Genomic DNA, 8,835 nt, shown 5'->3' with positions numbered 1-8,835 from the left:
GCTGCACAGGTTCAAGGCTTACTTCGGCATGGTTCCGCTCGAGGAGTACGAGGACGACTATGTCGACGACCGCGGGCCGCGGGGGATGGATGATCGGCCCGCGCGCCGGCCACGGGAATTCGCCGAGCCGCGCTACGAGGGCGCCGGGCGTTCGCGTTTCGACGACGACCGCTACGAGCCCGAGCCGAGCTATCCGGAGCCCGCGTACAAGGCGCCGTATCAGCCGGGGTACACCGTGTCCCGCCGCAGCGAGTTCGCCGACGACGCGTATTCCGACGACCGTTACGAGCCGACTCGTCGGCCCACCCGGATCGAGTCCGCGCCATCGGGGCGCTCGCGCGGCCTCGGCGGCGGGCCGTCGATGATCCGCGGTACCACGCACGGCGCGCTGGCGGTCGACCCGGAGGTCGAGCGCAGGATGGAAGAGCGGCGGCTGGAGGAGCGGGCCCGTTTCGAGCCGGCTCCGCGCCGCTCGCCGGTCTTCGAGGACGGAGGCCCGTTGTCCAAGATCACGACGCTGCGGCCGCGCACCTTCACCGAGGCGGCCATCATCGGCGAGCGGTTCCGTGACGGCACTCCGGTGATCATGGACCTGGTGGAGATGAGCAACGCCGACGCGCGGCGTCTGGTCGACTTCGCCGCGGGCCTGGCGTTCGCGCTGCGCGGCTCGTTCGACAAGGTCGCAACCAAGGTGTTCCTGCTCTCACCGGCCGATGTGGACGTATCGGCCGAGGAGCGCCGCCGCATCGCCGAAACCGGCTTCTACAACCAGAAATAACGTTCGAAACGGACGTCGTGCCGCGGCCGTCTTCGGGCCGGCGCGCGACGCGCGGGGGATGCCGCGCCGTCCCGAGACGGCGCGGGGAGTTTGCAGGACACCGAATCTGAGGCAGAGTGGGCGGGTGGCCCTGTTCAGTGTGTTGAACTACCTGCTGTTCGTCTTCTGGTTGCTGCTCATCAGCCGGATCATCGTCGAGTTCATCCGTAGCATCGCTCGGGACTGGCATCCGCGCGGTGCGGTCGCCATCGTGCTCGAGGTGATCTTCACGATCACCGATCCGCCGGTGAAACTGCTGAGGCGGTTGATACCCCCGGTCAACTTGGGGGGAATTCGACTGGATCTGTCGATTATGGTGTTGATATTCATCGTGTTCATCTTGATGACGGTCACGGGCGGGCTCGGGCAGGCGCACGCGCCGGTGTGACAGAATGGGTCGTGAAGAATAGCTTGCAAGATCTACCGCTAGACCTCCGTACGAAGCGTGAAGGGATCCTTCCATGCCGCTGACCCCAGCCGATGTGCACAACGTCGCGTTCAGCAAACCGCCGATCGGGAAGCGCGGCTACAACGAGGACGAGGTCGATGCCTTCCTCGATCTGGTCGAGCAGGAGCTCTCACGTCTGATCGAGGAGAATGCGGATCTGCGCCAGCGGGTTGCCGAGCTGGATGCCGAGCTGTCCGACGCGAAGGCGGCCCCCCGCCCGATGCCGCAAGCGGTGAAACCGGCTCCGCCGCAGCCCGAACCGCCCAAGCCCGCTCCGGTGCCGCCGTCGGCCCCGATGCCGATCGCCGCGCCCGCCGCGATGAAGGACCCGAGCGCCGCGGACGCCAACCTGCAGGCCGCCAAGGTCCTGAGCCTGGCCCAGGAGATGGCCGACCGGCTCACCACCGATGCCAAGGCCGAGGCCGAGACGCTGCTGTCCAACGCCCGAGCGAATTCCGAGCGACTGGTCACCGAGGCCCGCACGCGCTCCGACGGCATGGTCGCCGAGGCCCGGCAGAAGGCCGAGTCCCTGCTGTCCGACGCGCAGAGCCGTTCGGACAACCAGTTGCGCCAGGCCAAGGAGAAGGCCGACGCCCTGCAGGCCGACGCCGAGCGCAAGCACACCGAGATCATGGCCACCATCACCCAGCAGCGCAGCGTACTGGAGAGCCGCATCGAGCAGCTCAAGACGTTCGAGCGCGAGTACCGGGTGCGGTTGAAGTCCTATCTGGAGTCGCAGCTCGAGGAACTCGAGAACCGCGGTTCGGCGGTACCCGTCGATGGTGGTGAGGCCTTCGATGGCGCCAACAACAGCCACGCCTCTGCGTCATTCGCCAAGGGCGGCAAGTAATTTCGCTTCGGCTGCCCGGCGCTCCCGGCAACTCGGGTTCGGTACGCGCAGCCGCGGTCGTGGTCGGAAGTTCGTCGAGCCAGTAGGCCCGCCTAGGGGGTGACCATGCTCGTCCTGACACTTGTTCTCGCGGCTATCGGATTCGGCCTCCTGGTCGCCGCACTGACCACCGGCTCGGTGGTGTGGGCCTGGGGATGCATCGTCGTGTGCGTCATCGGCGCGGTTCTGCTGCTGGTGAGTGCCCTGTCGATGCGCGAGTCCGACGATGACACCCAGACGCGTCCCGGCCGGCACGTGAAACGGTGAGCACCGTAGCCGCTCGATGCGAACCCAACCGCGGTCGGAAATAGTTTTGACCGTAGTGGCTACAATCAAACCTGTAACTACGGCACTGATCCGGCAATCACCGGGGAGCCTTCGGAAGAACGGCCGCGCGGCCTCGAGCCGCGACGCCCAGTAGAACCGAACGGGTGAGCCCGTCACAGCTCGCAACGAGAGGTCCGGCGTTATCGCCCTCACGCCGGGCAAGCGGGGTGGTACCGCGGTTTCGGCGCACCGGCGCCGATATTCGTCCCCGTGCCCACGACTGCGCCACGGCGCATACGGCACGAGGAGAGACGTCCCGACATGGCGGACGAGACAACTTCCCGCAAGGCAGAGCCCAGCGATGTCCGGGACACCTATCCGCGCGTCGATCTGGGCGCCGGGGGACAGGTTTCCTTCCCGGAGCTGGAGCAGCGCGTCCTGGACTACTGGGCCGCCGACGACACCTTCCGCGCCAGCATCGACAACCGTTCGGGCAGTGCGGAGTTCGTCTTCTACGACGGCCCGCCGTTCGCCAACGGTTTGCCACACTACGGCCATCTGCTGACCGGATACGTCAAGGATTTGATCCCGCGTTTTCAGACCATGCGCGGTAAGAAGGTCGATCGGCGATTCGGCTGGGACTGCCACGGGCTGCCCGCGGAACTCGAGGCGGAGAAGCAGCTCGGTATCACGGATAAATCACAGATCGAACGGATGGGCCTCGCGGAATTCAATACCGCGGTCAAATCCTCCGTGCTTCGCTACACCGGTGAGTGGCGCGATTATGTGACCCGTCAGGCACGGTGGGTCGATTTCGACAACGACTACAAAACCCTGGATCTCGACTTCATGGAGTCGGTGATGTGGGCATTCAAAACCTTGTACGACAAGGGGCTGGTGTACCAGGGATTCCGGGTGCTGCCCTACAGCTGGTACGAGCAGACACCGCTGTCCAATCAGGAGACCCGGCTCGACGACGCGTACAAGATGCGTCAGGACCCGGCGGTCACGGTGGACATGCCGCTGCGAGTGCCCGCGGACCACCCGCTGCACGATCTGGACGGCGCCAACGCGCTGATCTGGACCACCACCCCCTGGACACTGCCGTCCAACCTGGCGATCGCGGTCCACCCGGACGTGACCTACGTCCAGGTGCGCGGGCAGCACGGGAAGCGTTATCTGCTGGCCGCCGAACGGGTCTCGCAGTATGCCCGCGAATTCGGCGAGGAACCCGAGGTGCTCGGCGAGTACGCGGGCGCGGCCCTGGCCGATCTGCGGTACGACCCGCCGTTCGACTTCTTCCTCGGCCATCCGAACGCGCACCGCGTGCTGAACGCGGACTACGTCACCACCGAATCCGGTACCGGGATCGTGCATCTCGCGCCCGCGTTCGGTGAGGAGGATATGGACGTGGCCTCCGCGCACGGGATCGAGCTGGTCCAGCCGCTGGATCCGGGCGGGCGGTTCACCTCGATGGTGCCGCCGTACGAGGGCATGATGGTGTTCGACGCCAACCCGGTGATCATCAAGGATCTCAAGGCGTCCGGAAAGCTGCTGCGGCACGAGACGATCGAGCACTCCTACCCGCACAGCTGGCGCTCCGGGCAGCCGCTGATCTACATGGCGGTGCCGTCCTGGTTCGTCGCGGTGACCGAATTCCGGGACCGGATGGTGGAGCTGAATCAGCAGATCACCTGGGTGCCCGAGCACATCCGCGACGGGCAGTTCGGTAAGTGGCTCGAGGGCGCCCGGGACTGGAACATCAGCCGGAACCGCTACTGGGGCAGCCCGATCCCGGTGTGGCTGTCGGACGATCCGGCCTATCCGCGCATCGACGTCTACGGTTCGCTGGACGAACTCGAGCGGGACTTCGGCGTGCGCCCGGATGATCTGCACCGGCCCGGCATCGACCAGCTGACCCGGCCCAATCCGGACGACCCGACCGGCAAGTCCACGATGCGCCGGGTGCCGGAGGTGCTGGACTGCTGGTTCGACTCCGGATCGATGCCGTTCGCGCAGGTGCACTACCCGTTCGAGAACAAGGAATGGTTCGACGGCACGGCCGGTGAGCTGGGCCACAACCCGGCCGACTTCATCGTCGAGTACATCGGTCAGACCCGCGGCTGGTTCTACCAGATGCACGTGCTCGCGACCGCGCTGTTCGACCGGCCGGCGTTCAAAACCGTTGCCGCGCACGGCATCGTGCTGGGCGACGACGGCCTGAAGATGTCCAAGTCCAAGGGAAACTACCCGAACGTCAACGAGGTGTTCGACCGCGACGGCTCCGATGCCATGCGCTGGTTCCTGATGAGTTCGCCGATCCTGCGCGGCGGCAATCTCATCGTCACCGAGCGCGGCATCCGCGAGGGCGTGAGCCATGCGCTGCGGCCGCTGTGGAACGCCTGGACGTTCCTGCAGCTGTACGCCTCCAAGCCGGGCGCCTGGCGCACCGATTCGCCGCACGTGCTGGATCGGTACATCCTGGCCAAGTTGGCGCGCACCCGCGACGTGATCACCGAGGCGCTGGACGTCTACGACATCGCCGGGGCTTGTGACGAGTTGCGCGCCTTCGCCGACGCGCTCACCAACTGGTATGTGCGCCGCTCGCGTTCGCGGTTCTGGGAAGAGGACAACGACGCCATCGACACGCTGCACACGGTGCTCGAGGTGACCACTCGCCTGGCCGCCCCGCTGCTGCCGCTGGTGTCCGAGGTGATCTGGCGCGGCCTGACCGGCGGCCGCTCGGTGCATCTGACCGACTGGCCCGAGGCCGGGGATCTGCCCGCGGATGCCGAGCTGGTCTCGGCGATGGACGAGGTGCGGACGGTGTGTTCGACGGTGCTGAGCCTGCGCAAGGCGCAGAACCTGCGGGTGCGGCTGCCGCTGTCCGAGTTGACCATCGCGGCCGCGGACGCGGAGCGGCTGCGGCCGTTCACCGATATCGTCGCCGACGAGGTGAACGTCAAGCGGGTCGACCTGACCGCCGACGTCGCCGCGCACGGCCGGTTCGAACTCGTGGTCAACGCTCGCGCCGCCGGTCCGCGCCTGGGCAAGCAGGTGCAGACGGTGATCAAGGCGGTCAAGGCCGGTGACTGGTCCGAGGACGAAAGCGGAGTGGTCACCGCCGCCGGTGTGGAGCTGCTCCCCGAGGAGTACACCCAGCGCCTGGTCGCCGCCGAGCCCGAATCCACCGCCGCCCTGCCCGGCAATGCGGGTCTGGTGGTGCTGAATTCGGAGGTCACCGAGGAACTGGAGGCCGAGGGCTGGGCCCGCGACCTCATCCGCGATCTGCAGGAAACCCGCAAATCGCTGGGCCTGGACGTCTCGGACCGCATTACCGTCGTCCTCGAGGTTCCCGCCGACCACGCCGCCTGGGCCCGGACCCACCGCGACCTGATCGCCGGTGAAATCCTCGCCACCACACTCACTTTCGGAGAGGCGGGTCCCGACGCCGCCGAGGTCGTCGGCGGAGTCCGGGTGTCGGTCACCAAGGCCTGAGCGCCGCGACCGGGGCCGGTGCGTCCGTAGGGGTCCTGAGATCCTTACGGGCGCAGCGGGTTGCGGTGTCGTCGCCAACATGCGACCGATCCCCTTCGGTGCGGCGGTACGCCTCCGAATGGGCGCTCTCGGCATCGTCGCGTCGTGTCGGCACGAAATGCCCGGCAGCCGTGGGTCCACGCCCACTGCGGCATGCCGAGCGCGCTCGGTCGGTCCGTGCTCCGGCCGCGTCGACCGCTCACGGGTTCAGGCGGTTGTTCGCGCTGCCGGTGCCGATACAGCTGGTGCCGGCAGTCTTGTGATGGAGAGATTTCGTCGCTGCGGGCACCGGCATCCGCGTCGGTCGAATTGTGAAGCCGCCGTGCGGATACGACCACTCGGCCGAGTCGGTGGGGCGAGGCCGGCCGATGCGGCGGTCCATCGAGGCGGCGGACGTCTCGAGCGGGCGGTTTCGGTGTCGTGGTCCGCATGTGTGCGTGGGAGCTACCCGGCGGCTTGGGGCGGTTTCGGTGTCGTGGTGCTCATCCGGCGCGGTCTCGAGCGGGCCGGGCGAGGGAGTCGGTGGCGGGCGACGGGACGTCCGAAACAGGATCACGCGGAACGCGGGTACTCGGTTCGTCGGAAAACCGCTGGTCGGCGCGCATGGAGATGAGTAGCCTGCGGGTATGGACGATCGGCTGCTCAATGTCGTGGATGTGGAGGCCACGTGCTGGGCGGGAGCGAGTCCCGGCGGGCAGCCGAACGAGATCATCGAGATCGGGGTGTGCGTACTGGATCTGGGGACGCTCGAACGAGTGGGGCGGGACAGCATCCTGGTGCGGCCCGAGCGGTCCTCGGTGAGTGAATTCTGTACGCGGCTCACCACACTCACGGCGGAACAGGTTGCGCAGGGGGTCGATTTCGCGACCGCCTGTGCGCTGCTGGGATCGCGCCATCGCGCTGCGGAGCGGCCGTGGGCGAGTTGGGGAGATTACGACCGCAGGCAGTTCGAACGGCAGTGTGCCGCGAGCGGTGTGGCGTATCCGTTCGGTGACCGGCATACCAACGCCAAGCGGGCGTTCTCCGAATCTCGTGATACCACAGAGCGTTCGGGATGGATGCGGCGTTGCGGGTCGCGGGTCTGCCGCTGGAGGGCACGCATCACCGTGGCGATGACGACGCGTGGAATATCGCCGCGCTCATCATCGATATGTCCCGGCGCCGGCGGTGGCCGGCGAGCGGCGGATGACCGCGTTCGCCGGCGGCTCAGTCCCGTATTCCGGCCGGGGACGCGCCGGACCACCGGTGCACCGCGAGCTGGATCTCGAGCAGAAGCCGGTCGGGGGCCGAGTCCAGGTCCAGGCCCAGCAATTGGGTGGCTCGGCGGACGCGGTAGCGCAGCGTGTTGGGATGGATGCTGAGATCCGTTGCGGCCGTGCGGAAATCGCCACGGCGGGTCAGGTAGGCGTCCAGGCTCGCGAGCAGATCGGCGGAGTACTTCGCGTCGTACTCCATCAGCGTGTCCAGCCGCGGATCGCGCAGCTGGGGCTGATCGGCGATCAGGGTGAGGATCTCGGCGAGCAGGACCGTCGTGCGCGAGCCGGCCAGGGTGGTGACCGCATCCGCGCCGGGCAGATCGGCGGTCCGGTCCAGGACCCGGTCGACCTCGGCGCGGGCGCGGGCAGCGTCGGCGAGTCCGTCCACGGGGGAGGCGATGGCCGCGCGCAGGCGCAGCCCGGATCGCTCGGCGAGCTGCTCGATCACCTGTCTGGTCCACGACGTCACCCGATCGGCCGAATGGTGTTCGGGGAATAGCACATACAGTCGTTCGCCGATCACCGTGGTGACACAGTCCTGCCGAAAGGCGCTGGCGTGCAGCCGAAGTGCCGCCGCGCCGCGGTGCACGGCCTCCAGCGCGCGCTGGGTGTGCTCCTGCTCGTCGGCGTGCCGGGCGAAACCGACGACGGCCGCGTGCCCGGCCACCGCGACGCCGAACGTCTCGGCGAACGCGGACACGTCGACGTCGCCGCCGTGCGCACCGAGCAGACGCTGAACCAGTAGCGCATCGGTGGTGGGTGCGTGCCGGGTGCGCCAGATGACCCGGGCGGCAATGGCAGCCGCGCCGCGCAACACCCGCGGACTGTCCGACCGCAGCGGCTCCGCGCCCTCCTGCACCCAGATCGTGCCCAGTACCGTGCGCGGCCGGATACCCGGCGCGCCCGGCTCTCGAATGCCGATGGCGATGCGGCGCTTGGTCTCCCATTCCCGCTGCGCCGGAACCTCCACGGTGTCACCGGTATTGCGCAGCCGATCGAAGATGCCCTCGCGTTGGAGCCAGTGCAGATATCCCGGCGGCCCCTGCCGGCCCAGCACCGACAGCCGCCGCACCGCGTCGGCGCAGGCGCTGCTGTCCGCCGAATAGGCCAGCACTCGGGACTGGTCGTCCTCGATGGTGACCAGCCCGTGCGTGGACTCGGCCACCGATGCCGCGAGTCCGAACAGATCGGTGTCCAGCGCGGGAGCCGACGTCGCGGCCAGCGGTCCGCCGCCCTGTCCGATCAGCCGCCCGACGAGCGCGTGCACCATCTCCCAGCGCGCGTGCGGATGCACCGCCACCAGCGCGAGCCCCGCCTCGGAAGCGGCCTCGCGCAGCTCCTCGGCGCCCTTGGAGAACACCACGCGCGGGCGATACCGCGCCGGACAGTGCCGGGCGAGTTCGCGCAGCCAGTGCGCCGCATCCGTGTTCGAGACGCCGACCTGCAGATACAGCTCCGGCAGGCGCTGGGCGGGCGTTGTTTCCGGGCCCGGATCGTCCGGGTCCAGGAAGGCCACCGACCCGATGACCACATCCTCGCCCTCGGGCGCGTCCACCAGCGTGACAACCGAGCTGGTCAGCGCCGACAACAGTTCGGGCAGTGGTATGAGCTGGTTCACACT

7 protein-coding genes and 1 pseudogene are annotated in these 8,835 nt (G+C 68.1%); 7 read left to right on the top strand and 1 reads right to left on the bottom strand.

The genetic code is table 11. The annotated features are described in order from the left end of the window. Position 1 precedes the first annotated feature (1 nt). From AC5WS7_RS35585 to AC5WS7_RS35555, 7 genes and pseudogenes are all read left to right on the top strand, one after another. Positions 2–778: a cell division protein SepF gene (locus AC5WS7_RS35585; RefSeq protein ID WP_495959019.1), complete on the top strand. Its 777-nt coding sequence runs from the start codon at positions 2–4 to the stop codon at positions 776–778. Between the two features lie 124 nt (positions 779–902). Then, entirely contained in the window at positions 903–1,205 is a 303-nt protein-coding gene (locus AC5WS7_RS35580) for a YggT family protein (RefSeq protein ID WP_067675067.1), read from the top strand. A gap of 73 nt (positions 1,206–1,278) precedes the next feature. Next, positions 1,279–2,115 carry a DivIVA-like cell division protein Wag31 gene (gene wag31 / locus AC5WS7_RS35575; RefSeq protein WP_495959018.1) on the top strand — a complete coding sequence of 279 codons (837 nt, stop codon included), beginning with the start codon at positions 1,279–1,281 and terminating at the stop codon, positions 2,113–2,115. A gap of 105 nt (positions 2,116–2,220) precedes the next feature. Then, entirely contained in the window at positions 2,221–2,421 is a 201-nt protein-coding gene (locus AC5WS7_RS35570; protein WP_495959017.1) for a hypothetical protein, read from the top strand. Positions 2,422–2,742: 321 nt separating this feature from the next. Continuing rightward, positions 2,743–5,919, top strand: a complete 3,177-nt coding sequence (gene ileS, locus AC5WS7_RS35565; protein WP_495959016.1) for an isoleucine--tRNA ligase — start codon at positions 2,743–2,745, stop codon at positions 5,917–5,919. 665 nt (positions 5,920–6,584) lie between these two features. Next, a pseudogene (locus AC5WS7_RS35560) lies at positions 6,585–6,767 on the top strand (DNA polymerase III); the annotation flags it as partial. 245 nt (positions 6,768–7,012) lie between these two features. Beyond that, entirely contained in the window at positions 7,013–7,147 is a 135-nt protein-coding gene (locus tag AC5WS7_RS35555; RefSeq protein ID WP_495959036.1) for a hypothetical protein, read from the top strand. 17 nt (positions 7,148–7,164) lie between these two features. Here the strand turns inward: AC5WS7_RS35555 and AC5WS7_RS35550 are convergent, their stop codons facing one another. Next, positions 7,165–8,832 carry a PucR family transcriptional regulator gene (locus AC5WS7_RS35550; protein ID WP_495959015.1) on the bottom strand — a complete coding sequence of 556 codons (1,668 nt, stop codon included), beginning with the start codon at positions 8,830–8,832 and terminating at the stop codon, positions 7,165–7,167. Positions 8,833–8,835: the final 3 nt, after the last annotated feature.

Source organism: Nocardia sp. PLKS1-43 (genome assembly GCF_059510335.1).
Note: the sequence above shows the minus strand (reverse complement) of the source record. Positions and strands in the feature narration are given on the sequence as shown.